Below are 26,101 nucleotides of genomic sequence, written 5' to 3'. Positions count from 1 at the left end.
GATACTGCATCATATGCGCCGAAACTCGAGGAGCCCCCTCTTCCATGAAGACCGCCTTTAGGATACTCGCGCGCGACCTGGGGCGTCTTGCGCGCAATCCGGTCGCGCTCATCGTCATAGCAGGACTTATCGTTCTCCCTGCGCTCTATGCGTGGTACTGCGTCTGGGCGAATTGGGATCCGTACGGGAACACCGGGAACATCCGGGTGGCGGTGGCGAATGCCGATGTCGGCGCCGATACCGAGGCGCTCGGGCATATCGACGTCGGATCCCAGGTGGAAGCGAACCTGCAAGACGATGATCAGCTGGGTTGGGAGTTCGTGTCCGAAGACGAGGCCGTACAAGGCGTCGAGTCGGGCACGTACTATGCCGCCTACGTCATCCCTGCTGATTTCAGCGCCGATTTCGCAAGCGTGCTCACCGGCAAGCCCGAGCATCCTACGATCACGTATTACGCGAACGAGAAGCACAGCGCCGTCGCCACGAAGGTGACCGATTCGGGCGCGACGGCGCTTGAGCGCAAGGTCAACGAGCAGTTCGCATCCGCAGCGAGCGAGGCGGCCTCGTCTGCCGCGCGCGATGCCGCAAAGTCTGTGAAGGGCGAGGTCGAGGGTGCGAACGCAGGCGTTGCGGCCGGGGTCGCCGGCGCAAGCGACGACTTGTCGTCGGTGCGGGAGGCCCTGGCATCCGCTTCGGAAGGCATCGACGGCTGGAAGGGTTCGGTTTCGTCGGCGCGCACGACGCTCGGCGATGCGAAGTCCCTCGCTTCGTCGATCTCCTCGTCCCTCGATACGGCGGGGGCGCTCATGACGTCCGCCCAAGCCGACGCCGGATCGTTTTCGGCATCGGCATCCGGTGCGCTCACGAAGGGGAGCGTGGCCCTCGGCGGAGCTTCGAGCCAGGCATCGATCGCGGTCGGCAAGTTGGCGGCGAAGACGACCGAGGCGAAAGGCGACGTGGATGCCGCGATCGCATCGCTCAACAAGGCGATCGACCGCAACGACGAAGCCATTGCGGCGCTGAAGGCGCTCGCATCCGCCGATCCGAACGTTTCGAAAGCGATCGACGATCTTCAGGCGCGCAACGATCGCTATCGGGCCGCCGTCGGCACGCTCAAGGAGACGAGCGATGCCCTGGATGCCGCCGTGAGCGCGGCGAACGGGCACGTGCAGGCGATGGGAGGCATCGTGTCGAACGGGCTTGCCGGCATCTCCTCGTCGGCGCAGTCCGTGAATACGACCATAACGCCCCAGGTGACATCGGGTCTCGGCTCCCTGTCGACATCTCTCGGACTGCTATCCGGCGTGTCGTCTGCGCTCGGGCCGCAGGCCGATCAGGCCCTTGCGCTCCTGGATCAGCTCGATGGAACGCTCGGCGAAAGCGCCTCTGCCCTCGATGCGACGGCATCCACCCTCGCGACCACCCAGGCCGACCTGTCCTCGACGGCATCCGACCTGGCTGCTCTGTCCGATTCGCTCGAAATCGACGAGCTTTCCCAGATTCTCGGCATCGATCCGGCCGACGTGGGCGATTTCATGGCCTCGCCCGTGACGCTTACGACCAAGGTCGTCTATCCGGTGGAGAACTACGGGTCGTCGGTGGCCCCCTTCTACACCAACCTCGCCCTCTGGGTGGGCGGCTTCGTGCTCATGGCGCTCATCAAGCTCGAGGTCGATCGCGAAGGCATCGAAGGTCTCACCGCCACGAGGGCGTATCTCGGCCGCTGGCTTCTTTTCATGGTGCTTTCCATCCTGCAGGCGCTCGTGATCTGCACGGGCGATCTGGTCATCGGCGTGCAATGCGAAAACCCCGTCGCCTTCCTCGCCGCCGGCGTGCTGACGTCGCTCGCCTACATGAACATCATCTTCATGCTCGGCATCACGCTTCGGCATATCGGCAAGGCTGCGGCGGTCATCCTGCTCATCATGCAGATTCCCGGGTCGTCGGGCATGTATCCGATCGAGATGATGCCGGGGTTCTTCCGCATGGTGCATCCGCTTCTCCCGTTCACCTACGGCATCGACGCGATGCGCCAGGCCATGGCCGGCATATACGGCCACGACCTCGCCTTCGACGCGGCCATCCTCCTGTCCATCGTGCTCGTCTCGCTTTTCATCGGCCTGGTCGTGCGTCCCTACGTGCTCAACCTCAATGTGCTCTTCGATGCCAAGCTGCACGAGACGGGCTTTCTCGTAAGCGAGGAGCAGGGCATGCGCCAATCGCGCTACCGTGCCCGCAATGTCATCCGGGCCCTGCTGGATACCGATACGTACCGTGCGATGCTGCTCGATCGCGCAGAGCGGTTCAACCGCAGCTACGACGGCATCGTGCGCGTCGGGTCGTATGTCGTCGCCGCGCTGCCGCTCGTGCTCATGGCGCTGGTCTCGTTCGTCAATGTGGACGTGGACGACAAGCTCATGCTGCTTGCCGGCATGATCGCCCTCGTCATTCTCGTCGACGTGTTCCTCATCGTCGTCGAATTCCTGCATGAAAGCCTCGGCTTCCAACTGCGCATGGCCGGCCTCGGCGGGGATGCGCTCATCGATGACGCGCGCGACCACCTGCCTCTCCGCCACCATGATTTCTCGCCCGATCATCATGCGCGCGTCGTCGAGGCCCGGACCGCCTCGACGAAGCCGGGCGCGCACGAGCGGGCAGGCGTCGAATCGGAGTGGATAGCGCTGCAAGAAGACCTGTTCAGGGGAGATGACCCTCTTGCATTCCACGATGGCGCAGATGCGGGCGGCCGCTCCCGAATCGATGGCGAATACGGCGTCGTCCCCTTCGCATCCGGCGATAAGGCCGACGTCGATTCTCTCGGGCATGGCGGCTCCTTGGATTCTGGGAGCGCGCCCGGCATCGATCCCTTCGGGTCCGACGACGCGCCCGGTCCTTCCGATGAGAAGGGAGGCGCGCGATGAAGCCTCCTCGGCTTGAGAGCCCGGCCAAGGTCGTAGGCGACGTCCTGCGGATATTCGCCGGCGACGTGCGTTACGGCGTGAAGAACGTCATCGGCATCATCGTCCTCATGGGCCTGGTGCTCGTGCCTCCGATGTATGCATGGTTCAATATCGCTGGCAGCTGGGATCCATACGGGCATACCGAGGGGCTCAAGGTCGCGGTTGCGAACGAGGACGCGGGCTACGAAAGCGACCTGACGCCCGTGGACATCAACATGGGCGACGCCGTCGTGTCGTCGCTGCGCGCCGACGACAGCTTCGACTGGGTCTTCGTCAGCGAGGACGAAGCGGTCGAGGGCATCCGGTCGGGCAGATACTATGCGGCCATCGTCATCCCCGAGGGTTTCAGCGCCGACATGATGACGTTGTTTTCGCCCGACGTCACGCATTCGGAGATCACCTATTACACCAACGAGAAGGAAAACCCCATCGCACCGCGCATCACGGAGAAAGGCGCTGCTTCGGTGCAGGACTCCGTGCGCGTGAAGTTCACCGAGACGGTGGACAAGGCGGCTCTGTCCCTTGCGAGCGACCTCGTGTCCTATCTCGACGGCGATCAGGTCTCCACCTATGCGGCGCGCATGGACGGGCATATGGCCGATGCGGCCCGCGACATGCGTTCGGCCGAGGGCGACATGCGCGCGTTCTCGTCCCTCATGACGGCGGCATCCGGCCTGTCCGATGCATCGGCCTCGATGCTTTCATCGTCGAAGGACGCCTCGTCGGGCGCCGTTTCCTCCATCACGGATGCGGCATCCGGCTTGTCCGATGCGTCGGATTCGTTCGACGCGGCGACCGGAGCGGTGCAGGGCGCCCTGGCGCAGAGCCTCGCGGGCTTCGACGGCTTGGACGCCGAGGTGACTTCCGCGCTCGACGACGCCCAGGGCCGATCAAGCGATGCTTCGGCGATTCTGCGTTCCGCCGCGCAGGAGGCGGAGGATTCTCGCGTCGCTTATGAATCGGTGCGCGATGCCGTGGCGGCCGCCGATACGAGCGGGGAGGCCACGGCCGCGATCGACCGCGTCATCGCCGAGCTTGCAGCGCTGCAGCAGAACCTCGGCGACGCGGCGGACGCTCTCGACGCAGGTACGTCAGATGCATCAGCGCAGATAGATACCGTACGGTCATCTATCGCCGATGCGAAGGCGAGCATTTCGGATGTGTCGGGGTCGGACGATCTCAGGAAATCCCTGGACGCGCTGACCGCATCGCTCGGGGATATCTCGACGAAGTCCTCGACGGTGGCGTCCGATCTGGCGGATGTCGCGGGAAGCCTTTCCCGCAATGCCGGATCGCTTTCCTCCCGCTTGTCCGATGCGGCCTCGTCGCTCGACGACGCGGCGGACAAGCTTGACGATACCGCTTCCTATCTGGATGAATCCCGTGGAAAGCTCGCAGCGGCCCTTGCGTCGGGCAATCTTGACGAAGTGCGCACGATCTTGAACGGAGGGTCGGATGCCCTTGCCGAATATCTGGCCTCGCCCGTGCGCGTCGATCGGCAGGCCGTCTATGGGGTCGCGAACAACGGTTCGGCCATGGCTCCCTTCTACACGGTCCTTTCGCTTTGGGTCGGCGCCATCATCCTTGCGGCGATGATGAGGACCCGCATCGCCGATCGGCGCCTGCTCGAGCTGGGCATGCCGTCGCCCGCGGCGCGCTATTTCGGACGGTTCGGCATCTTCTCGCTGCTTTCCTTCGGACAGGCGCTGCTCGTATGCCTGGGCGATCTGTTCGTCCTGCAGATCCAGTGCGTCCATCCGGTCCTCTTCGTGATTGCCGGCATCGTTGCCGGTCAGGTATTCATGCTGATGATGTATACGTTGACCGCGATGTTCAACGAGGTGGGCAAGGCGGTTGCGGTCATTCTGCTTGTGATGCAGGTGGCGGGGTCGGGCGGCACGTTCCCTATCGAGATGACGGGTCCGTTCTTCCAGGCCGTCTATCCGTTCTTGCCCTTCACCCACGGCATGAACGCGATGGCGGCGTGCGTGGCGGGCATCTACGGCGGCGAATTCGCCTTCCACGTGGTCGCGCTGCTTGCGTTTGCGATACCGACGCTGCTGGTCGCGCTCGCGCTGCGCGGGCCGGCGCTGAAGCTCAACGATTTCGTCGACGGGAAGCTCGCCGAGACGAAGTTCATGTAGGGCGCACGGCTCGAGGGATCGGGCAAGCCGTGCGGCATCGGCCGTGGAGCCCTCGTGGAGCCCTATTTCGAGGCATGGCGTCTAAGCCGGGCATGGGCTGCGCCTTGAGGGCGCGGCGGCGGATTAAAGCATCCTTTGCTGGTACAGCTCCGCATCCTCGAATCCAAGGCTGCGATAGTACGCGCGCGTTCCGATGGCGCTGATGACGTTGAGATGCGAGAACCCTTCGTCCCGCGCAATGCGCGCAGCCTCTTCTATGAGACGTTTTCCTAGGCCGAGATGCTGCGCACCATCGCTTGAGGCATGCAGGCGCGCCGCCTTGCCATAGACGTGCACCTCGCGGACCATGGCTTCCCCTAAATGTACGGGAAGCTCGTCCGCGTGGGCGGCGACATACTCCTGGTGCGGCATCGACAGGCGAAGGAATCCTGCGATGCGCCCGTCGGGGGTTTTCCACTGCAGGAAGCGTTCGCTCGTGTTCGTCGTTTCGTAGGGGATGATCTCGAGCTCGAGCGCATCTGCGTCGATGCGCGCGGTGCCCATCTCGCGGAAGCGGATTTCGGCAACGTCCGACGCGCGCCCGCACGCCTCGATCTCCGATTCGACCATCTGGCGCAGGTTGGTCTTCTTGTTGCCGACGAGGATATCGTCGGCGGAGATATCGCGGATCATGCGGGAGATGCGCGTATAGGGCGCGGATGCCAGCACGTCGGCGACCAGGATGTCGAGCAGCTCGTCTTCTCCGTAGGGGCGCCACAGGCCGGCTTCGTAGAGGTCGACCAGGCCGGTTCCTGCGACGAGCGCGCAAGGGTAGAGCTTGACCTCGTCGGGCAGGAATGCCGGGTTCGTCACGAACTCCCGGTAGTCGCGCTTGTCCGATTCGGGCGTCTGCCCGTAGAGGTTCACCATGAAGTGGGTGTGCAGCTTGAACCCGAAGGCGCGCATCAGCTCGAATGCATGCTCGATGGAGTTCAGGTCTACCTGGCGGTCGTTCGCTTCGAGCACGCGTCCGTCGAGGCTCTGGATGCCTATTTGGATCTTCGTGCATCCGAGGCGCCGCGCGAGCGTGAGGCTTCGCGCATCGATGGCGTCGGGGCGCGTCTCGACGACGAGGCCGACCACGCGCCTGCGCGCGGTCTCGTTGCGCCGCTGCTCGGATTCGAGCTCCTGCAACGTGGCGGTTTGGCTGCGGTCGACGGCGCGCCATGCGTCGGAGGCATCGTAGAGCGATGCCACGGCATCGTTGTAGGTCTCTTCTCCTGCATCGACGCGCGCTTGCGCGGCGCGGGTCGCCCGCGCGAGGATGCCGGGGTCGTTCTCCAATCCGAATGCACGCAGCTTCTCGCGCCGTGCGGCGGCGTGGGACTCCGCGTCCTCGTCGTTCAGAGCGCGGAAGAGTTCGCGCACGAACCAGATCTGGTAGTTCTCGGGATAGTCGGTCCAGGTGCCGCCGAGTACGATGAGCTCGACCTTATCGATCGGATGTCCCATGGCGGCAAGGGCGCGCACGCGTGAGACGACCTGCAGGTACGGGTCGAAGAAGTTGTGCTCCGCTCGCTGGCAGGCGGGTTCGTTCGCCAGATAGCTCTTCGGCATGCGCACGTCGTTGGGGCAGTAAAGGCAGGCGCTCGCGCAGGGCCAAGGCTTGGTGATGACGGTGATGGTGGCCACGCCCGATGCGGTGCGGCGCGGTTTCATCTGGATGGCGGCGAGCAGCTCGCGTTCGAGTTCCGAACTCACGTTCCACGAGCGCCATCGTGCAGGGTCGTTCCGCTTCGTCTTGAGGTAGAACGGCAGAAGGCCGCGCTTCGAGACGTGCGTGCAGCCGTCGGAATAGCCGTGGTTGCGGCGCTGCACGAGGCGCGCGACCTCCTCGGGGCCGAGGGAGCCGCGGGTGCGGATACGGTCGATGATGTCGAGGAGGAGTTCTTCCATATCCAGGGATTCTAATGGATGCGTGCGGAGGCGTGCAGGGCCGGCAGGCGGATTCCATGCGTCTTCGCGGCGTGCCGCTTCGGCAGGATCGGGCGCGTTCGGGCGACCGGAGCTTTTGCATCCCGAGATGCACCCGGTAAAGACAGGGCCGGGCACGCACGGGCGGCCGTCCGCTTACGGGCGGCCGTCCGTTATAATCCTGCGCATGAATACCGACGACGCGCGATACCTTGCTGCGCTCAACGAGCGTTTCTATCGGCTGCACGCCGATTCCTTCTCCGATACCCGGCATGCTCCCTGGCAAGGGTGGATCCGCGCATGCGACAGGGTCGTGCCGGCCGTTCGCGAAGCGATCGGGCACGTTGGGCATGGCGAGGCCTTCGATGAGGTCGGAATCGCCAAGCGCGGTGAAGCTTCCGATGGGATTGAACGCATCGCGTACGGTAGTTCTTCTGTCGTACGCGTGCTCGACGTAGCCTGCGGAAATCTTCGGTTCGAACGGTTCCTGGCAGCGCGCTATCCGCACGTGCCGTTCGCATTCGATGCGGTGGATTCATGCGTCGAGCTCGCGCGCCTCGGATCGGGCGGTTTTACCGGCGGGGATGTGCGCTTCGAAGAGCGCGATCTTATAGGGATGCTTCTCGAGGATCCGATATCTCCGCATTCGTGCGAAGACGCATACGACCTGGCGGTCTGTTTCGGCTTCATGCATCATGTGCCCGGCTTCGAGAACCGCCTGCGCCTTCTTGAGGCCATGATGCGCGCGACGCGTCCGGAAGGCTTCGTCGTGGCGACGTTCTGGCAGTTCACGAACGATCCGGCACGCGCGGCGAAGGCTCGGCGCGACCATGCGCGCCTGGCGCGGTACCTCGGGCGGCCGATCGCCTTCGAGCCAGGCGACTTCCTTCTCGGTTGGCAGGGCGACGAGGCGGCCGTGCGCTATTGTCATGAGGCCGACGATGAGGAAATCGATCGGCTCGTCGCGGCGCTTGGGCGCCGCATGCCCGATACCCGCGTCGTGGACCGATTCAAGTCCGACGGCCGGACGGGCGATCTCAATGCCTACATCGTCCTTAAGCGCGCCTAGCAGTTCGCGTCGAATTCCAGAAGCGCTTGGAAACGCGCATCGCTTCGTGCGAGAGCGGCAGGCGTCCCATCCATCGCGATACGCCCGTCTTCGATGAAGATTACGCGGTCGAACCGTTCGATGCCTGCGAGGTGATGCGTCACCATGACGAGCGTGCGGTTCTGCGCCGCATTCATGAACGTATCGAGCAGGCCGGCCTCCGTATCGGGGTCGAGTCCGCTCATCGGCTCGTCGAGCATGATGATAGGAGCCTTCGACAGCAGAACGCGTGCGAGCGCGATGCGGTGGCGTTCGCCGCCGGAAAACCGCGCGCCGTCCTCGCCGCAGAGCGTGTTCAAACCGCGGGGGAGGCGCGCAAGCGCCGGTGCGAGCCCGACGGATTCCATGACGCCTCGCAGGTCCTCGTCGGTTGCGTTCGGATCGGCGATGCGCAGGTTCGCGCGCAGCGTCTGGTCGAAGACGTAGGGATCCTGCTGCACGTATCCGACGATGCGTGCGATGCCGTTTCCGAAGGACGACGCCTCGCGCCCCGCGATGCGTATCGACCCGTTCTGCGGCGCCGCGTCTCCGCGTACGAGCGAAAGCAGCGTCGATTTGCCCGACCCGCTCCGGCCGAGCACGGCGACCTTCTGGCCGAAGGGTATGTCGAGCGTGACGCCGTCGAGCGCGGGGCGGTCCGAGCCGTCGTAGACGTATGCGACCTCGCGCACGTCGATCGCGGGATGCGTCGCATCCGCTTCGTTCAGAAGACAGGCATCCCCCTGCGCATCCGCATGGCACCTGCGGTTCGGGAAGGCGTTGCGATCGTCGGATCCGCGCTCCTGGCCGTTTCGACCGCCTTTCACAGGCTTCGTGCATGCGCGCCTGATGGCGCGGGCCTCGTCCTCCGCTTCGGGAATGCGGTTCAGGTGCGTGATGGATTGGGCGTAGGTGCAGCTTACGGCCGCACCGTGCGGAAGAGGGGAGAATGCTTCCGCAAGGGAGAGGAATCCGAGGACGAAGGCCGCGACCCAGTTCGCCGCATTGCCCATGGCGCCCGGTTCGGCGAAGCGCTCGCCCGCCCAGACGATCGTCATGCATGTTCCGATGCAGAAGACCGCCGCCATCGAGGCGTCGATGACGTGGCGGCGGCGCTCAACTGCGGATTCTTCGCGTGCGATTGCGGACTGCGCCGCGCGATGCGTCTCGAGGAATTCCGCCCCGCGGCCCGCGAGCACGATATCGTTCGAGCCTAAGACGTCATCGGTCAGGCTCGCGTAGCATGCATCCGTCGCGTTCTTGCTGCGTTCCAGATGCGTGCGGTTCGCGCGCAAGGAAATGAGGGGAAGGACGAAAGCCGCAACGCCGAGGAGGACGGCCGTGCCGGCTGCGAAGGGCAGCGAGAGACATCCGAGCGCGATCACGACGAGCAGGTAAAGCAGAAGCGCTGTCACGGCGGGGAAGATGCTGCGCAGGTAGAGGTTCTGGATATGTCCGATGTCGTCGGATACGAGCCCGAGCACCTCGCCTGCGCTCCTGCGCGATCCAGGCGCAAGCGCAGTCTTCTCGAGCGCGGCATACAGGCGAAGGCGCAGGTCCGATGTCATGCGGAAGACCCAGTCGTGACTGACGAGGCGCTCGAAATAGCGAAGGACGGGTTTGCCGCCTCCGAATACCTGCACGCAGATAAGGGGCAGGTAGACGAGCAGGATGGCGTCAGGACGCTCGGCTGCGCGGCTGATGAGGTAGCCCGACGAGAACATGAGGAGCGTTGCGAAGGCAAGGGCCGCCACGCCGAGGGCGACGGCACGGATGAGCTCGGGGCGGAACATCGAGAAGTACGGACGCACCCAGCGATCGCGTTTCGGGTCATCGGTACCCGGGGCGAGGGCATCGGCGGAGCCGGCCGCATGCGCGAAGGCCGTATCGTCGGAAGCCCGGTCGTCAAGGCTGCAGGTTACGCGGGATGCGCGGACGCTTGACGAACGGCCGGCCGAAAGAGCCTCGTCCAGATACGCAGCTTCGCCGGTCGCGGTTGGTGCAAACGTGAGGGCTGCATCATATGCGATGTGCGCGCCGTCATCTGCGGCATGCTGCTCGTCCATGGCGCCTTCGACTTCGACAAGACGGCCCCCTTCCATGCGGAAGATACGATCGGCCTGGTCGAGCCAGTGAAGGCGATGCGTGACGATGATGCAGAGCCGATCTTCGAACAGAGGCAGCATGCGCTGTTTGAGCTCAAGCTCCGTTTCCACGTCGAGATGCTCGGTCGGCTCGTCCAGGACGAGGATGCGACGTTCGGGCACGAGGAAGGTGCGCGCGAGCGCGATACGTTGGGCTTGGCCGCCCGACAGCCCTCTGCCGCCTTCGCCGATCACGGCGTCGAGGCCGTCGGGCATCTCATCCACGAGGGCGTCGAGGCCTGCAGCCCGCGCTGCTTCGAGCACGGCCTCGTCAGACGCGTCGGGCGCGTAGAAGCGCAGGTTGTCGCGCAATGATGCTTTGAACACATAGGGATTCTGGGGGATGTAGACGACCTGGCGTCGCCAGGCGTCGCAGGAAAGGTCGACGTCGATAGGGGCTTCGATTCCGCTGGAAACGGCGATCGCGCCCGTTGAAGGACGCAGGAAGCCTGCAATAAGGGAGGCAAGCGTGCTCTTTCCCGACCCGCTCGGGCCTATGAGCGCGACGACCTCATGTCCGTGCAGGTCGATGGTCGTCTCTTCGATCGCGGAGAAGCCGGCGTCCTCGTAGGCGACCGAGACGTCGCGCAGGGAAAGGACGGATGAATCGTTCCAGACCGCAGGCGCGGCCTTTTCCTCCGCCGGCGTTTCCTCGGTTCCGGTTCCCGTGCGTTCTTCGAGGTCGAGCATCGCCGCCAGAGCGTTCTTCCCATCGAGCGAGGCATGGAAGTCTCCGGCGAAGGCGCGGATGGGCTTGAAATATTCGGGCGAGAGGAAGAGCGCCGCGAGCGCCGGGGCGAGCGCGATGCTGCCATCGATCAGATGGAGGCCGAGCATGATCGCGACGGCGGCGACGCCTGCGGTCGCGATGAGGTCGAGCACGGCGCCCGAAAGCGTGGCGACCTTGAGCGTGTCGATCGTCGCGCGGCGGAATGCCTCGCTCGTCTCGAAGACCTGGATCCCGCGCGCCCGTCCGGCGCCGAGGGCCTTGATGGTAGGCAGCCCCCGCAGCGTGTCGATGAAATGGTTGGACATCGTCTGGAACGCACGGTACTGGCGTTGCGCCTTATCCTGCGCCATGTTTCCGATCAAGATCATGAAGAAGACGATGATAGGGAACAGCACGAGCAGGATGAACGCCGAAACGATATCGAGCGGAATCGCAGCGATGAAGATGATCAGGGGAATCACGACGACGCCGACCATTTTGGGCAGCACGAGCTTGAGATACGATTCGACCTGCGCGGCTCCTTCGATGAGCGTCTGCGCGACGGCGGCCGAGCCTGCCTTCTCCTTCAGACGCACGTCGCCCGAGAACGTCCGCTCCATCAGCCGCTCGCGAATCTCGTTCACGCGCGAGCGCGCGAACGATTCCATGCGGGTGTCCGATATCCAGGCGACGGCTTGGGATGCAAGGAAGCATGCGGCGAAGACGGCGATGGGCAGGACCTGATCGGATATGGGATCCCCGTTCCAGATGCGTGCGATGGCCGTCGAGAGCCCCCATGCCTCTCCGAGCACGCAGAGCGCATGCGCGAAGGCGGCGACGAGAAGCATGATGAGCGCGCGTCGGACGGCGGGCAGGGCGAAAAGTCTCTTATCGAACATCGGCCGGCTTTCTATCGGGGAGGGGATGCCGCACGTCCCGGGTCGATCTTCGCCGTGCGTCTCGCGGAGGATGCGTACGGTCGCATGCGTCGATGGAATGCGCCGTTCGGCCTGGTCGACGGGCGCAGATTCTTACGTTTCGCATGCGGCGCAGGCATTCCGTTCGGTGCGTTCCCCTGCATGTGCATTGTTGCTCGATGCGTAGCATATGCATTCTAAAGCATGGTGCGGGCGGATAGACGTATAGAGGCTTCGGCCTCGGTCAATCTGCAGACGAAAGGCCGGATTCGCTCGATCGTCCGCAAAGATGCGCGTCCGTAGGATTCGGCGGAGATGACAGGCAGTTCTCATCTTCTGCCTATTGCCTTTCATAGAGCCGCGTGCTGGCGTAGGATGTGTCGTGCGACTCAGAGGGACGAACCGGCGATGCGCGCCGGTATGGGGAAAGGAAGCATCGCATCATGTACGACATCATCATCGTGGGAGCCGGTCCGGCGGGGTTGAGCGCCGCGTACTACGCGCTCTGCAACGGACGCAAGACGGTCATCTTCGAGGCAGGCCAGGTCGGAGGAACTATTTCGCACGTGTCGGCTATCACGCATTTCGCGGGCGCGCCGCAGTGGATGCCGGGCGCCGACTTCGCGAAGGCGTTGGAGGACGACGCGACGGCCGCCGGGGCGGACATTCGTCACGAAGCCGTGCGTGCGATAGAGATGACGGCCTCGGGCGTTCGTCGCGTCGTGACCGATGCCGGCGTCTATGAATCGAAATGCGTCGTCTTGGCGCACGGCGGCACGCCGCGAGCGGCGGGCTACGATGGGGAAGATGCTCTTGCCGGTCGTTTCACCAGGCTGAACGCACCGCGCGACGCTGCTCGGTTCGCTGGGCGCGAAGTCTACGTGATCGGCGGCGCGAACGGGGCCGCCAAGGAGGCGATCTTCCTAGCGAAGACGGCGACGCGCGTGACCATCGTGTGCGTCGAGCCTGCGCTTGCGTGTTCGTCCCAGTTCAGGGGTATCATCGAGGCGACGGACGCCATCGTCGTCCGTCCTGCGAGCAAGATCGTCGCGGTGCGTGGGGAGGGCGAGCTTTCCGAGATCGACATCGAATCGTTGGCCGACGGGTCGGTCGAGACCGTGTCGTGCCCGGGCGCGGGCGTGTTCTCGTATGCAGGGGCCACGCCGAACACGGGCATGCTCGACGGCGCGATCGAGCTGGATGCCGCAGGCTATATCGTGACCGACGAGGCGATGCGCACGAGCGTGGATGGCGTGTTCGCGGCCGGAGACATCCGATCCAAGAAGGTGCGCCAGGTGGCGACTGCCGTCGGAGACGGCGCGATTGCCGGCATGTCCGCTTCTGCGTACTGTTCTAGATAGGCTCTGTCGACGCTCGGCGCATCTTCGACCGTCCTCTTCTCTGGTGTACGCTTCGGAAGAGGGGAGCGTTCTGTCCTCTTGCTTGCCATAGGGCGCGCTCGTGCCGTACAATCCCGAATTCGGCAGGCATTTCCCCGGGAATTCGCCCGCCCCACACGCCGATCGTTTCGTGCGACGTCAACCCTGCGTCGCGTATGAATGCGCGTCCGCGCAGGGAAAGGACGTTGCCATGTCTTCGGACACCCGCATCATCGAGCCCAAATCTCCAGGCGATTCCGCAGCGGGTTCCCGCGCGCAATGGTCGGGCAAGCTTGCATTCGTGCTGGCCGCTGCCGCTTCCGCCGTCGGCTTGGGAAGCATGTGGCGCTTCCCGTATCTTGCGGCGCACTATGGCGGCGGGGCGTTCCTTCTGCTCTTCGTCGTTTTCGTGTTCACGCTCGGCATTTCGCTCCTCACGCTGGAAGTCGCCTTCGGCCGCAAGACGCGGCAGAGCGCGATCGGCGCATATCGCCAGTTCGGAGATCGGTATTCCTTCATCGGCGTGCTGTCGTCGGCAGTGCCGTTCATCATCGCGCCCTATTATTGCGTGATCGGCGGCTGGGTGACCAAATATGCGTTCGCCTACGTCTTCGACTCGCCTTCGGCGATGGCCGACGGGGGGACGTACTTCTCGTCCTTCATCGCGAACGGGCCGCAGAGCGTGAGTTTCATGCTGGTGTTTCTGGCGGTCACGTTCCTGACGGTCGCTCTTGGCGTGAACGGCGGCATCGAGAAGGCGAATCTCATCATGATGCCGGCGCTTATCGTCATGTCCATCGCGGTGGCTGCCTATACGCTGACGCTTCCCGGCGCGCTTGACGGGCTCGTCTATTACCTGAAGCCTGACTTTTCCAAATTCTCGATAGACCTCGTGGTCGCCGCGCTCGGGCAGACGTTCTTCGCGCTCTCCATCGCGATGGCCATCATGGTGACGTACGGCTCCTACGTGAAGTCCGAGGTGTCCATTCCCACGTCGTCCGTGCAGACCGCCGGCATGACGCTCGGCATATCCCTGCTCGCGGGCATGATGGTCGTGCCCGCCGCCTTCGTCGCGTTCGGTTCGGGTGCTGCCGTCGCCGAGAACTCAGGTCCGTCGCTCATGTTCATCGTGCTTCCTCAGGTATTCGAGAACATGGGGCCGGTCGCGGGTGCGCTCGGGTTCGTGTTCTTCCTGCTCGTGTTCTTCGCGGCGCTCACGAGCGCTATCTCGCTCGTCGAAGCGTGCACGTCGATTCTGGCCGATGCCCTCGGTGCCATGCGTCGTCGCGCGCTCGTCATCGTCATCGTGTACATGTCTGTCGTCGGCATCGTCGTGGCGCTCGGGTACAGCGGGCTTTCGTTCATCCAGCCGATGGGCGAGGGATCGACGATCCTCGACGCGCTCGACTTCGTTTCCAATTCGGTGCTCATGCCTGCAGTCGCGCTGATCACCTGCCTGTTCTTCGGATGGATCGTGAAGCCTCGGGTCATCATCGACGAAATTCGCCGCTCGTCGGAATTCCGCCTGGCGGATGCATGGTCGGCCATGATCAAGTACGTGGCGCCGGTCTGCATCCTCGTGATTCTCGTGGCGTCGATCGGGAAATCCCTCGGGTTCTTCAGCTTCTAGGCGCATAACGGCTGTCCGCCACGCACATCGCCCACGCCCAGCCGTTCGTGGCAGGCTGGCCGATGGGACGCGCATTCGTGCCTGAGCTTCCTTCCGAGCTTCGTGTTTCGGCATCTGCAAGACCATAGGCTGCCGTGCGGGCATGCTTGCGCTCTGCTTCCTGCGTCTCTTCAGTTTGCCGCCTCGTCTTCCGAGAGCTCGCAGCTCTGCTCTTCCGTGCGGTCGGTCAGGAATCGATGCACACGAGCTACCGCGTAGATTCCAAAGATCGCCGTATACATGAACATCGACGCGATCGCCGCGTCGCCGCCTCCGATCGCGGCAGGCATGAGCAGCAGAAGCAGATGCACGTACACCAGTCCGAAGAACAGGTACGCAAGGCGTTGCACGGCCTTCCATCCCCTTGCGTCCATGTGCTTCTTCACGGACTTGAACGACGTTACGCCAAGCAAGATGAGCAGCACGAATAGGCCGATTGCCACAACGATGCCTATCATGACGTTATTCCTGACGCCTACGCCTCCGATTAGGGGGGAAAGGTAAGACTGCAGGTATACGACCACGTGCCCGAGCGTGAGGATCCAAGCGACGATAGAGAGTTCGGCCCGGATGGGGCGCAGCCAGAGAGCGACCTTCGATGTGCGCGGAAGCACGCCGATATACATGACCACAATGAACAATGCCAGCGGCACCAGGCATTTCTGAATAGTCCAGAAGAAGGCCAAGCGCACGCTTCGCGAAGCATCGAGCGAATCGAGCATCAGAAACGTCACGACGACGATCGCCGCAAGGACGTAGAAGGCGAGAGGCGCCTTCTTCAGGGGGTTTCGCAGCGCAAAACATGCCGCGATGGCGATGAGAAGAACAAGAACCGCATTCATGGCCCTAGGATTCCAAGCCCTTCCCCGCTCGTGTGCACCGATTCGTATGGCGCGGCATAGCGGCCCTTTCATGAAGAGGTGCATCCGAGAAGCCATCCGCCTGTTCGGCGGTCAGGGGCACGAAATGCACGTTGGCCAGCATATCATAGGTCGCGCTGCGGCCGTGCAACGCTTTGACGACGGAAAACGGTTCTGCGCTCTGCGTCTTGGAATCTTTGGGTTCTGTCATGGGTTCCTACGTTCCCGGTGTCGTCGAGCCGTCGGCAGTTCTTCTCGCGTCGTTTTCGTACAAGACGTCGAGAAGATTCTGAAGCGAAGAAACGCCGATCTTCTCGTAGACGTGTGAAATATGCGTTTTGACGGTGCCTTCGGAGAGAACGAGCTTCTGCTGAATGAACGGTCGAGAACGTCCTTGCGCAAGGAGCTCGAGAACTTGGATTTCGCGATTGGATAAGCCGTATGCCGATCCGATGAATGCACAGCGCATGGCGATCGCTTCCAAAGCGGCCGTTCCGCTTGCGCCGGTCGATGCGCTCTCGTCGATGGAACCTGTGCCGAAGGCTTCATGCTCAGGGGGTTTTCCCGAACGCGTGGAAATAAGAAGGATGATGGCGAACGCAACCGCCAGAGCGAAGATCAACGATGCCGTCTGATCGTTTTCCATAAGGACGATCCATCCGAGCGAGCACATGCAATAAGGGAAGAGCGCTATTCCAGCCAAGCGATATGCGGGCCGCCCCGTTTCTTTGATCGCAGCGATCAGGATCGTCCACAGCAGAACGTGTGCGAAGAATTCGGCCGACGTCAATTCGACGGCGATGGCCTTGCCTTCTGCGTCGGCCGCGTAAGGCTGAAGCAGGGCCACCATGATGCTTGCTATGAGTATCAGCAGCGGAATCTGATATCGATGGACCAGCGGATGTCGCATCGGCTTGAACAGGGAGATCGAAAACGCAAGCAGCAGCACGCAGGCGATGCAGGTCCGCTGCATGGATTCGACGAAACCGTCCATGGCGTAATCGGGCCGTACCGTACCCCAGAGTCCGACATTGCTTAAGGCTCCCAAAACCACGATGGCGATTCCCGCCGAGAGGAGCAATGCCGAGACATGTCGAAGCGCCCGATCCGAAAAAGGCTCTTTTTCGATACGCTTCTGCTTCATTCCGGCTTTAAGGCGATGCGTCGTCATCAGCGCGATCGTCGAGACTGCCGGACATGTGCAGCAAAGATACAGCTGTATGAGAGGAGGGCTTCCGTAGTTGATCGCCGTGCTGGCGACCTGCTCGATTATCTGACCGAAGAGAACGACGGAGATGCCGGCTCCAAGGTGCAGGCATCGCGCGATCGATACATAGAGGGCTACGATCACCCAGATGTAGGCGAAACCCAGAACCAGCGATGCGACGATGCTCACGGTATACGTCGATAAAAGCGTTTGGAACGGCGCTATGGAAAAGCCCACCGTGCAGAAGCTCATGAAGATAGGGATTATGGCGGATGCGGCGACGGAAGCCCTGTCGACTGTCTTCGGAAACAAAAGAAGGAGCAGCGCAGCCAGCGCGCGCCCGCCGTGAAACGCGTAGCGCGTCGCTTCGAAAGCAGGGCTCGTCTCCGCCGGCAGAATGAATGCGGTGCCGTAGCCCACGAGGTTCGCCCAAATTCCCAATGCACCTAAGGCAAGCAACAGGCATAGGGCGCACGCGAGCTCTTTGGAGCCGGGCCATTCGAATCGATGGATCGTGGCCTTCAGCATTTTATCCCCCCCAACTGGTGCCGCATGATCGGTAGGCCTTTTAGGATCATCCAGACGAGCCGATCGTCCGATTCGGATGATCGACGTGCTTCAGGGCGAAATCCGCCAAGTCCGTCGATGCATGAACATGCTGCATCGCATACGTTGTCCCTGCCTTCGGAGATGTTCCGAAGGCAGGGAACAAGGAAGCAATGGGGAGGGGAGAAGAGCAATGACTTACACAGTATCTCGTCGCGCCTTTCTACGCAACATGGGCGTTGCTGCGGCAGGTACCGCCGTGGGCGCGTCAGCGCTCGGCCTTGCAGGCTGCTCTAGCTCGGGCGGTTCGGGCGGACAGGCATGGGACAAGGAAGCCGAAGTCGTGATCGTCGGATTCGGCGGCGCTGGAGCGTGCGCTGCTATTTCGGCAGCAGATGCAGGGGCCTCTGTTCTTGTCCTAGAGAAGAACGCCGAGGCTGAACATCTATGCAACACGGTCATGTCCGGAGGCATATTCCACTCTCCCGACCAAGATGGCGATAAAGAGGCTCTTAAGGAATACTTGCGCGCTATGTTCTCGGGCGAGAATCTCCCTACCAAGACGGAAGGGGAATCGTCTCCTCGATATATCGACGGCATCGTGGACAAGTTCGCCGAATACGAGCCTAAAAACGTCGAATTCATGCAGAGCCTCGATCCCGACTACAACGTGATCGAACGCGGCGGCGCTGCATTTCCGAGCTTTCCTGGAGCGGAGGCCTCGAAGTACAAGTCCTATAACAGCTCTTATGGCAAGGCTGCAACGGGACCGAAGTTCCCTACGCTCGACATGCCGAAAGAAGACACGGCGGCCGGCCTCGCATTCTTCAACTGCCTTAAGGCGGGCGTTTCTGCACGATCCGAGAAGATCGAGATCGACTACGGCATGCGAGGAAGCAAGCTTCTCATTAACGATGCGGGAGAAGTGATAGGGCTTGTTGCCCTGCAGGGTGAAGAGGAGGTCCGCGTCAAGGCGACCAAGGCGGTCATTCTCACCTGCGGAGGCTTCGAATACAGCGAGGATATGCGCCGTGCGTTCCTCGAGGGCCAAGGCATTACCGGTTGGGCATTCTACGGCACGACCTCTAACGAAGGCGACGGCATTCGCATGGGTTGCGAGGTCGGCGCGCAGTTGGCGAAGGTCGGCAAGGCCGCGTCGCGACTTATCTGGGCATGTCCGGACGTCGTGAAGAACGGCATGAATGTCGGATCGATCACCGATTCGGTTGGCGGGGCGGGCACGATCGTCGTCAACGCCGAAGGCCGACGCTTCATGAACGAAGTGCTGATCACCAAGGATCCCAGCCGTTACTTCTCGTATAAGAACGCCGTGCATATGGACATCGAGAAGCTCGAATTCCCCAATACCCCTTCGTACATGATCATCGACGAGACGAAGCGCACATCGGGACCTTTGGTCAATATCACGCTCTCTACGTGCGGATTCGGAGTCATCCCCTGGGACGAGAGCAATCAGACCGCGGTCGATAACGGCTGGCTTATCAAGGCGGACAGCATCGAGGAGCTTGCAGAGAAGATCCGTGATTCCCACGGTGACAACAAGGGTCGCATGAGTCCTGAAGTCCTGGTCGAGACCATGGAGAAGTATCAAGCTATGGTTGAGTCGGGCGTCGACGAGGAGTTCGGGCGCTCGAGCAAGACGAAGGATCCCATTTCGGGCGAAGAAGTCGACAAAGGCTTTCAGCCCATCGACACGCCTCCGTTCTATGCGATGCCTCTTGTTGCGGGCGGGCCTAATACGAAAGGCGGATTGCAGACCGACGGCGATCGCCACGTAGTCAATTGGAACAATGAGATCATCCCGCGTCTTTACTCGGCAGGGGAGATGTCTTCCGTGTTCAAGTTCGTGTATCAAGGCGGCGGAAACCTCACCGAATGCATCGTGTGCGGACGCATCGCGGGAGAAAATGCCGCGGCGGAAACGGCTTGGGAAGGCAAGTAGATATCTCGGCATCTCGCCGTCCGAAGGACATCGGCGGCGGGATGCTTCCCATAGGCGCTGAACGAGCGAGGCTTCGTCTTGTTCGTGCGCAATCGCAAGGAGAGGACCTTGCGTGGCGCACAAGGGGGGGTACGAACTTGAAGAGCTTGCAAAGTAAAACTCTCATCTCATGCGTCGCGATCGGGTTGCTTGCCGCAACGTGTCTGGCGGCATGCGGGGGCCAACGCGAGAGCGAATCTCAGCAGAGTGCCGCGAACGAAGCGCCGAGTGCAGCTTCGATCTCTGCGTGGAGCTATGCCGATGATTGCAGCCTATGTCATGCCGCAGAATCGAACTCGCTGACCGATCCTGCGTGTCTTGCGGGCATCCATGCCGCAAACGGAAATACCTGCCAGACCTGCCATGCCGATGAGTCCGACTTGGCCGTCGTCCATGAAGGCGCCAATGCCGAGAAAGCGCAGAAGGTCACGAAGCTTCGTAAGACCGGCATCAAGCAGGATGCGTGCCTTGGTTGCCATGGCAGCTATGACGATCTTGCCGCCAAGACGGCCGACTCGACCGTCCTGACCGATTCCGAGGGGAAGACCGTGAATCCCCATGCGCTGCCTGCGAACGAGGACCATTCAGAGACCACCTGCGCGAGCTGTCATGTCATGCATACGAAGAAATCCGTCTCGGAGACCGCACCGGAGTATTGCATATCCTGCCACCATGCGAACGTATACGCGTGCCACACCTGTCACGATTAAAGATCCAAGGATCCATCATCTGAAACCGAACTTCTTCTCTAAGAGCAAGAAGGCGCCGACATGTCGGCGCCTTCTCTCGCGATGCTCTCTTGCGCTCGACGGGAGGAGGGGTGCGGGTGGAGAGGGCAGGAGTGCGGTCGTGGAATCGTGGATGGCTTATGCCTGGGCAAGCGCCTTGCCGGCCAGGCGCCCGAACGTGGCGCAACGCCCCGCATTGAGGCCTACAGCAAGATTGGGATACACGCCTCCGTAAAAGCCTCCTTGGTCGTTTCCGACTACGCGAACGCCCTCGATGGCGTGACCGTCCTCGCCGTAGGGGCGCAGGTCGTCGTCGACCTTGATGCCGTCGGTGGTGCAGAGCGAGAATCCGCAGGACTTCACCGTGGCATAGAACGGCGGGGTGCGCAGTTCGCTCAGGCGGAAGGCCTCCTTGCCGAAATCGGGATCGACCTGATTATCGAAATTCTCGTTCTGGCGTTCGCACGTGGCGAGGAAGGCATCCATGTCCGTGATGCCGAGCGCCTTTCCGAGCTCCTCGAGCGTATCGGCTTTCACGATGTAGCCGGCTTCGACGAAGGATTCCATCTCCGGCTCGATCCAGTCCTCCACCATCGTCGGGAACGAGTCATGGTCGCCGCCCTCGTGGTAGCAGATGGTCGAGCATCCTGTGGTATGGAAGCGGTCGATATCGGTTTTCCAGTTGGCATCCCAGATCTGGTGCCAGAAACGGTTGCCCTTCGGGCGGTTGGCCGAGGTCTTCATGACGTATTCGTACGGCTCGCTTTCGTTATGGAAGCGCTGCCCGCTATGGTCGACGCGCAAGAAAGGCTGGGAGCTATAGAAGAAATAGCCGTATTCCTTGATGCCGACGTTGTACGGGTCTCCTTCGTGCTGCTCGGCCGTGAGCAGGCAGCGGTTGAACACGACGCCGGAAGGAATGGAGTCCATGGAAGATCCGAGCCAGAGCAGCGACTTGATGCCGTCGCCCGTGCAGCTGGGGAAGGCGTCGAAGGTTCCGTGGCTTGCGTACTCCTCGGCATGGCGATCCATATACATGGCTTTGTCGTAGGCATAGCCGCCGGTTGCTATCACGACGCCTTTGGAGGCATTGACGCGGATCATGCCGTCGGGGCCTTCGGCATACAGCCCGACGACGCGGCCGGACTCATCGGCGATCAGGCGCCGCATGACGGTGCTGAATCGCTCCTCGCATCCGTCGAACGACGTGATGTAGGCATCGAATATCTTGGAGACTTCTCCTTCGCGTGCGGGGTATTCGCCGTTGGTGCCGTGTCCGACCGGCCATTCGAGATATCTCGTGCCTTCGGGCATGCTCCATTCGAGTTGGACCTCCATGCCGTTTTGAGCGAGCAGATCCGTGTACCAGTCGATCGCTTCGCCGGAATTCTCGGCCCATTTCCTGATGAGGCGCATGTCTGCGCGGCCCTGCGCATAGCTTGAAAGATTGTTGACGATGTCGGGGATGTCGATGGATATGCCGCGCTCTTTCTGCGCCTTGGAATTCACGGCTCCGAGCGCGGAGGATCGAATGCCGTTTCCGGCCGGGCTCTTTTCGATGAGCAAGGTCTTCGCGCCGTTTTCGGCGGCGGATGCGGCGGCGAAGTACCCGGACGTCCCCGCTCCTACGATGACGACTTCGAAATCGAGGATGTCGACGCAATCGGCATCCGAAATCTCGGGCGCTTCGCCGAGCCAGCTCGGCGCATCCGATGCTTGATGCATATCTTCCGCGTTCTGCGATGCCGCTTCCCCCTTAGGCGCACAGCTTGAGATCGCGCCTACAGCGGACAGCGAAGCGACCGCCGCGGCGCCCGTGAGAAACGAGCGACGAGACATATCGAACGAACGTGCCATATTCCCTCCCTTGACGAACGGTATGTTTTCAGGCGAAGCGGCGATGCGGCATCTGCGTGGTGGTCCGATGCGATCGGCGTCCCCTCTGCGCCTACGGCTTTCCTGATGGCCGCGACTCGTATGATGGCATGCGTCGGCTTTTCCGTAATCACCTAGAATGAGGGCGGATGCGGGTTTTCACCTGAAAGAGGTGAGCGGGTTTTCAGGGCACAGGCCTTTCGTGCCAAGAGGGAGGAGTCTCATCGTGCTTCGCGAGGCAAGGCTTCATCATTGCGGCATAGGGTTCGTGTGGATATGGGTCTACGCGATGTACGAGACGCCGGCGTTCTATCCTCATCGCGAAGGGGTCGGCATCAACGCCGACCCGTCATGGCTTGCCTCTGCGGTATCGGTCGCGCTCGCTTTGTTCGCATTCGGACTTTGGTTTTCCCGTCGTCGTCCCTCCCATGAGAGGGCGATCGGCTGGATAGGTTCGGTGCTTGTCGTGCTGGGTACGCTGCTTTCAGCCGTGTCGATCGGGGAAGGCGCAGCGGGTTTCGTGGATGCGTGCGCTGGAACCATGTCGGGCGTCGGCACGGCTCTGCTCATGCTGATGTGGTGCTCCGCATTGAGCCGCCTGACCATTGGGCAGGCGGAGCTTGGGATATGCCTGAGCACCGCTCTGCCGCTTGTCGGCGCTCTGGTCTTTCCCTATCTCGACGGCGCCGTCGGAATGGCGGCCGTTTCATCGCTTCCCGTCATCTCCGCAGCGCTCTTGAGCATGACGATCGAGGATGCTTCTGTTCATGAAGGCGCTTCCTCTTCCGACGACGGTGCTGATGTCCGTCTCTCGATCGCCGGGTTCCTGCGGGCCATGATGGTCGTCGCGGTCGTCTACGCGATCACGGGATGCTTGGGAGTCTTTCAGGATGTCAAGGGGGATGCCCTGTTCGTTTGGGGCATCGATGTGCCGACGATTCTGGGGACAGGGCTTGGAATCGTGCTCGTATTCTCGTTCGTTCAGTTCTCGCATGCCACCGATTTCACGGAGCTGTTTCGTTGGCTCGCGCCTTTGCTGACGGTTGCCTTGGCGTTCTTTCCGTGGGATGGTCGTGTGATGCCGATAGCCTCTTCGACGATCTTGTCCATGGCGGATACCGCCATGCAGGCCATTTCGCTCCTGTGTTTGGTTGCCATCGTGAAGCGGCGTATTGCGGATGCGTATGGCGCCGCAGGGCTATGCCTGGGTTCGATACAGCTCGGCGTGCTTGTCGGGAATGTGGCAGGTGCGCGGGCCATCGACTCGGTGAGAATGCTTCCCGACGGCATGTTCGCGCTCGCCTTCGTGCTGATGTGCGTGCTTGCATGCTCCCAAGTGCTGCTCGCACGCACAGAGAGCCAGCCGCCCGGATCGTCTTCGACTTATGCCCGGGTTCGCTTTCCAGCGTTTGGAACGGCTTGGGAGACCGTGGGTGCGGGTGAGTTTCGAACTGCGGTTTCTCGTTCTCACACAAGAGCCTGTCTCGACGAGGAGGGGCAGTCTTCAGCGGGGCGTTCCGAGCAAGGTCGCGCGCTTCGCGACGAGGACGCTTCCCTCACGCATGAAGAGGAAATCGATATGCGATGCGCCCAGCTTGCGGATGAGTTCGGGCTTTCCCTGCGCGAGCAGGAGGTGCTGGGCTATCTTGGTCGCGGCAGGTCACAGCCGTATATTCGTGACCAGCTCGTTCTTTCCAAGAACACGGTCGCTTCCCACGTAAAACATATCTACGCGAAGCTGGGAGTTCATTCCAAGCAGGAGGTCATCGATTTGTTCGAATGACCGGAGCGCGCGCGTTCATTGCCCCTCCAGGCAGCTTAAGGCTTCGTGCGATGCGGCACGGCGGGCTTGCGGCCGTACGTGTCGCGTCATGAGCTTCGATACCATGCATGTCTCCCGTGCCAGGCACCGCCTGGTCGAACCTCTCGGATCTGCGTCCTTCGTAGCGATCGGAACGATTTCCTCCAGGTCTGCGGCAAATCGGATAAGATGGTGCGGTCATTGTCGGGCTGCGGCCGCGCAACGTCCCCTCTCCTGGAGGCGGACGGCAGCGCGCCGCATGCCGGCAGCAGGCCGTCTGCTGCATCGTACGTGCAAGGGGAGTTACCATGAAGGTCCTGTATAACGACGGAACGGTCGCCGAATGCGCCGAGGATGAAGAGCTCGACGTCCTGCGCCACTCCGCCGCCCACATCATGGCGCAAGCGGTCAAGCGCCTGTATCCCGAAGCCGACTTCGGCTACGGTCCCGCCACCGATAACGGGTTCTACTACGACATCGACTTCGCCGACACGAAAATCTCCGAAGAGGACTTCGCCGCCATCGAAGCCGAGATGAAGAAGATCTGCAAGGAGAACCTGAAATTCAGCGTCTTCGAGCTCCCGCGCGCCGAAGCGGTCGCGCTCATGGAGGAACGCGGCGAGAAGTACAAGGTCGAGCACATCGGCGACCTGCCCGAGGACTCGCGCATCACGTTCTATCAGCAGGGCGAATACATCGACATGTGTGTCGGCCCGCACATCTGCTACACCAAGGCGCTCAAGGCGTTCAAGCTGACCGCCGTGTCGGGCGCGTATTGGAAAGGCGACAAAGACAACAAGATGCTCACGCGCATCAACGGCATCGCCTTCCGCAGCAAGGAAGAGCTCGCCGAGCACGAGCGCATGGTCGCCGAGGCCGAGAAGCGCGACCACCGTCGCATCGGCCGCGAGATGGAGCTCTTCATGATGGCCGACGAAGGCCCGGGCTTCCCGTTCTGGCTTCCCAACGGCATGCGTCTGAAGAACTCCCTCATGCAGTACTGGATGGACATGCAGGACGCCTACGGGTACGAGCAGGTGGACACCCCGATCATCCTGAACAAGAGCCTGTGGGAAACGTCCGGCCACTGGGACCACTACAAAGAGAACATGTACACGACGGAGATCGATGGGGAAGAGTACGCCGTCAAGCCGATGAACTGCCCCGGCGCGTGCCTGATCTACAAGAGCAAGCCGCGTTCGTATCGCGATCTGCCGCTGAAGCTCGCCGAGGCCGGCAAGGACCACCGCCACGAGCTCAAGGGCGCGCTGCACGGCCTGTTCCGCGTGCGCGCGTTCACGCAGGACGACGCGCACCTGTTCATTCGCCCCGATCAGATTACCGAGCAGGTCACCGATACGGCGCATCTCATCTCCACGTACTACGAGCAGTTCGGCTTCCCGTATCGCGTAGAGCTTTCCACGCGCCCCGAAGACTCCATGGGCTCCGACGAGGATTGGGAGCTCGCCGAGGCGGGCCTGCGCGCCGCGCTCGAGGCCATGGGCGTGGACTACATCCTGAACGAGGGCGACGGCGCCTTCTACGGCCCGAAGATCGACTTCCATCTGCAGGACTGCCTGGGGCGCACCTGGCAGTGCGGCACGATCCAGCTTGACTTCCAGCTCCCGCAGAACTTCGAGCTCGAATACACCGACGCCGACGGCATGAAGAAGCGCCCGATTATGATCCATCGCGCGGGTTTCGGCTCGTTCGAACGCTTCATCGGCATGCTGACAGAGCAGTACGCGGGCAAGTTCCCGACGTGGCTTTCTCCGTGCCAGGTCAAGGTGCTGCCGGTGTCCGAGAAGCATCGCGAATACGCGCGCGGCGTCTACGACGCCCTGCGTGCGGCGGGCATTCGTGCGAAGCTCGACGAGCGCGACGAGAAGATCGGCTACAAGATCCGCGAGGCGCGCGGCATCGACCGCGTTCCGTATATGCTGATCCTCGGCGAGAAGGAGGAGAACGCCGGCAACATCTCGGTGCGCGACCGCAGCAACGAGACGGTCGAGCGCGACCTTGGGGAATTCATCGCCGACGTGACGGCCGAGATCGAGGAACGCCGCGGTTGAACGCGGTTTTCCATTCGACCGGCACGTCCGCGAGCGCACGCCCATCCG

At 62.3% G+C, this 26,101-nt stretch carries 14 protein-coding genes; 9 read left to right on the top strand and 5 right to left on the bottom strand.

Annotated features, from left to right (window positions below; translation table 11 throughout):
• Nucleotides 1–44: 44 nt before the first annotated feature.
• Nucleotides 45–2,921, top strand: a complete 2,877-nt coding sequence (locus HMPREF0762_RS07300; protein WP_006362957.1) for a YhgE/Pip domain-containing protein — start codon at nucleotides 45–47, stop codon at nucleotides 2,919–2,921.
• The gene (locus tag HMPREF0762_RS07295) at nucleotides 2,918–5,104 is read left to right on the top strand and encodes a YhgE/Pip domain-containing protein (RefSeq protein ID WP_006362956.1); all 2,187 of its coding nucleotides are present in this window, start codon (nucleotides 2,918–2,920) and stop codon (nucleotides 5,102–5,104) included. Before HMPREF0762_RS07300 ends, HMPREF0762_RS07295 begins: the two co-directional genes overlap by 4 nt.
• A gap of 123 nt (nucleotides 5,105–5,227) precedes the next feature.
• Here the strand turns inward: HMPREF0762_RS07295 and HMPREF0762_RS07290 are convergent, their stop codons facing one another.
• On the bottom strand, nucleotides 5,228–7,039 hold the full coding sequence (locus HMPREF0762_RS07290; protein WP_006362955.1) for an elongator complex protein 3: 1,812 nt from the start codon (nucleotides 7,037–7,039) through the stop codon (nucleotides 5,228–5,230).
• A 205-nt stretch (nucleotides 7,040–7,244) separates the two neighbouring features.
• Here HMPREF0762_RS07290 and HMPREF0762_RS07285 point away from each other — a divergent pair, with 205 nt between their 5' ends.
• On the top strand, nucleotides 7,245–8,126 hold the full coding sequence (locus HMPREF0762_RS07285; RefSeq protein WP_006362954.1) for a class I SAM-dependent methyltransferase: 882 nt from the start codon (nucleotides 7,245–7,247) through the stop codon (nucleotides 8,124–8,126).
• On the opposite strand, the gene cydD is transcribed toward HMPREF0762_RS07285, so the two are convergent.
• Nucleotides 8,123–11,896 (bottom strand): thiol reductant ABC exporter subunit CydD, encoded by a 3,774-nt coding sequence (cydD, locus tag HMPREF0762_RS07280; protein WP_006362953.1) that lies wholly within the window; start codon nucleotides 11,894–11,896, stop codon nucleotides 8,123–8,125. The genes HMPREF0762_RS07285 and cydD overlap by 4 nt on opposite strands.
• A 461-nt stretch (nucleotides 11,897–12,357) precedes the next feature.
• Here cydD and HMPREF0762_RS07275 point away from each other — a divergent pair, with 461 nt between their 5' ends.
• Nucleotides 12,358–13,275, top strand: coding sequence for an NAD(P)/FAD-dependent oxidoreductase (locus HMPREF0762_RS07275; protein ID WP_006362951.1), 918 nt, complete (start codon nucleotides 12,358–12,360; stop codon nucleotides 13,273–13,275).
• A 229-nt stretch (nucleotides 13,276–13,504) separates the two neighbouring features.
• Nucleotides 13,505–14,923, top strand: a complete 1,419-nt coding sequence (locus HMPREF0762_RS07270) for a sodium-dependent transporter (protein WP_006362949.1) — start codon at nucleotides 13,505–13,507, stop codon at nucleotides 14,921–14,923.
• A 170-nt stretch (nucleotides 14,924–15,093) separates the two neighbouring features.
• Here the strand turns inward: HMPREF0762_RS07270 and HMPREF0762_RS07265 are convergent, their stop codons facing one another.
• The gene (locus tag HMPREF0762_RS07265) at nucleotides 15,094–15,804 is read right to left on the bottom strand and encodes a ferric reductase-like transmembrane domain-containing protein (RefSeq protein WP_006362948.1); all 711 of its coding nucleotides are present in this window, start codon (nucleotides 15,802–15,804) and stop codon (nucleotides 15,094–15,096) included.
• A gap of 235 nt (nucleotides 15,805–16,039) precedes the next feature.
• On the bottom strand, nucleotides 16,040–17,557 hold the full coding sequence (locus HMPREF0762_RS07255; protein WP_006362946.1) for a helix-turn-helix transcriptional regulator: 1,518 nt from the start codon (nucleotides 17,555–17,557) through the stop codon (nucleotides 16,040–16,042).
• 211 nt (nucleotides 17,558–17,768) lie between these two features.
• On the opposite strand from HMPREF0762_RS07255, the gene HMPREF0762_RS07250 reads away from it, so the two are divergent.
• A complete protein-coding gene (locus HMPREF0762_RS07250) occupies nucleotides 17,769–19,538 on the top strand; it encodes an FAD-dependent oxidoreductase (RefSeq protein WP_245935529.1) in 1,770 nt (589 codons plus the stop codon).
• Nucleotides 19,539–19,684: 146 nt separating this feature from the next.
• Entirely contained in the window at nucleotides 19,685–20,287 is a 603-nt protein-coding gene (locus tag HMPREF0762_RS07245) for a cytochrome c3 family protein (RefSeq protein ID WP_248676513.1), read from the top strand.
• Nucleotides 20,288–20,443: 156 nt separating this feature from the next.
• On the opposite strand, the gene HMPREF0762_RS07240 is transcribed toward HMPREF0762_RS07245, so the two are convergent.
• Nucleotides 20,444–22,162: an FAD-binding protein gene (locus HMPREF0762_RS07240; RefSeq protein WP_040619414.1), complete on the bottom strand. Its 1,719-nt coding sequence runs from the start codon at nucleotides 22,160–22,162 to the stop codon at nucleotides 20,444–20,446.
• A gap of 244 nt (nucleotides 22,163–22,406) precedes the next feature.
• On the opposite strand from HMPREF0762_RS07240, the gene HMPREF0762_RS07235 reads away from it, so the two are divergent.
• Both HMPREF0762_RS07235 and thrS read left to right on the top strand, forming a co-directional pair.
• Nucleotides 22,407–23,963 (top strand): helix-turn-helix transcriptional regulator, encoded by a 1,557-nt coding sequence (locus tag HMPREF0762_RS07235; RefSeq protein ID WP_115314246.1) that lies wholly within the window; start codon nucleotides 22,407–22,409, stop codon nucleotides 23,961–23,963.
• A gap of 326 nt (nucleotides 23,964–24,289) precedes the next feature.
• The gene (gene thrS / locus HMPREF0762_RS07230) at nucleotides 24,290–26,053 is read left to right on the top strand and encodes a threonine--tRNA ligase (RefSeq protein ID WP_006362940.1); all 1,764 of its coding nucleotides are present in this window, start codon (nucleotides 24,290–24,292) and stop codon (nucleotides 26,051–26,053) included.
• The last annotated feature ends 48 nt before the right edge of the window (nucleotides 26,054–26,101 follow it).

Source organism: Slackia exigua ATCC 700122, assembly GCF_000162875.1.
GTDB lineage: Bacteria > Actinomycetota > Coriobacteriia > Coriobacteriales > Eggerthellaceae > Slackia > Slackia exigua.
Note: the sequence above shows the minus strand (reverse complement) of the source record. Positions and strands in the feature narration are given on the sequence as shown.

Excerpts from the sequence above, each read along its gene's own strand:
- HMPREF0762_RS07255 (WP_006362946.1), bottom strand. The coding sequence starts at position 17,557 with ATGCTGAAGGCCACGATCCATCGATTCGAATGGCCCGGCTCCAAAGAG.
- HMPREF0762_RS07250 (WP_245935529.1), top strand. The coding sequence starts at position 17,769 with ATGACTTACACAGTATCTCGTCGCGCCTTTCTACGCAACATGGGCGTT.
- HMPREF0762_RS07290 (WP_006362955.1), bottom strand. The coding sequence starts at position 7,039 with ATGGAAGAACTCCTCCTCGACATCATCGACCGTATCCGCACCCGCGGC.
- HMPREF0762_RS07295 (WP_006362956.1), top strand. The coding sequence starts at position 2,918 with ATGAAGCCTCCTCGGCTTGAGAGCCCGGCCAAGGTCGTAGGCGACGTC.
- cydD (WP_006362953.1), bottom strand. The coding sequence starts at position 11,896 with ATGTTCGATAAGAGACTTTTCGCCCTGCCCGCCGTCCGACGCGCGCTC.
- HMPREF0762_RS07285 (WP_006362954.1), top strand. The coding sequence starts at position 7,245 with ATGAATACCGACGACGCGCGATACCTTGCTGCGCTCAACGAGCGTTTC.
- HMPREF0762_RS07275 (WP_006362951.1), top strand. The coding sequence starts at position 12,358 with ATGTACGACATCATCATCGTGGGAGCCGGTCCGGCGGGGTTGAGCGCC.
- HMPREF0762_RS07240 (WP_040619414.1), bottom strand. The coding sequence starts at position 22,162 with ATGGCACGTTCGTTCGATATGTCTCGTCGCTCGTTTCTCACGGGCGCC.
- HMPREF0762_RS07300 (WP_006362957.1), top strand. The coding sequence starts at position 45 with ATGAAGACCGCCTTTAGGATACTCGCGCGCGACCTGGGGCGTCTTGCG.
- thrS (WP_006362940.1), top strand. The coding sequence starts at position 24,290 with ATGAAGGTCCTGTATAACGACGGAACGGTCGCCGAATGCGCCGAGGAT.
- HMPREF0762_RS07265 (WP_006362948.1), bottom strand. The coding sequence starts at position 15,804 with ATGAATGCGGTTCTTGTTCTTCTCATCGCCATCGCGGCATGTTTTGCG.
- HMPREF0762_RS07270 (WP_006362949.1), top strand. The coding sequence starts at position 13,505 with ATGTCTTCGGACACCCGCATCATCGAGCCCAAATCTCCAGGCGATTCC.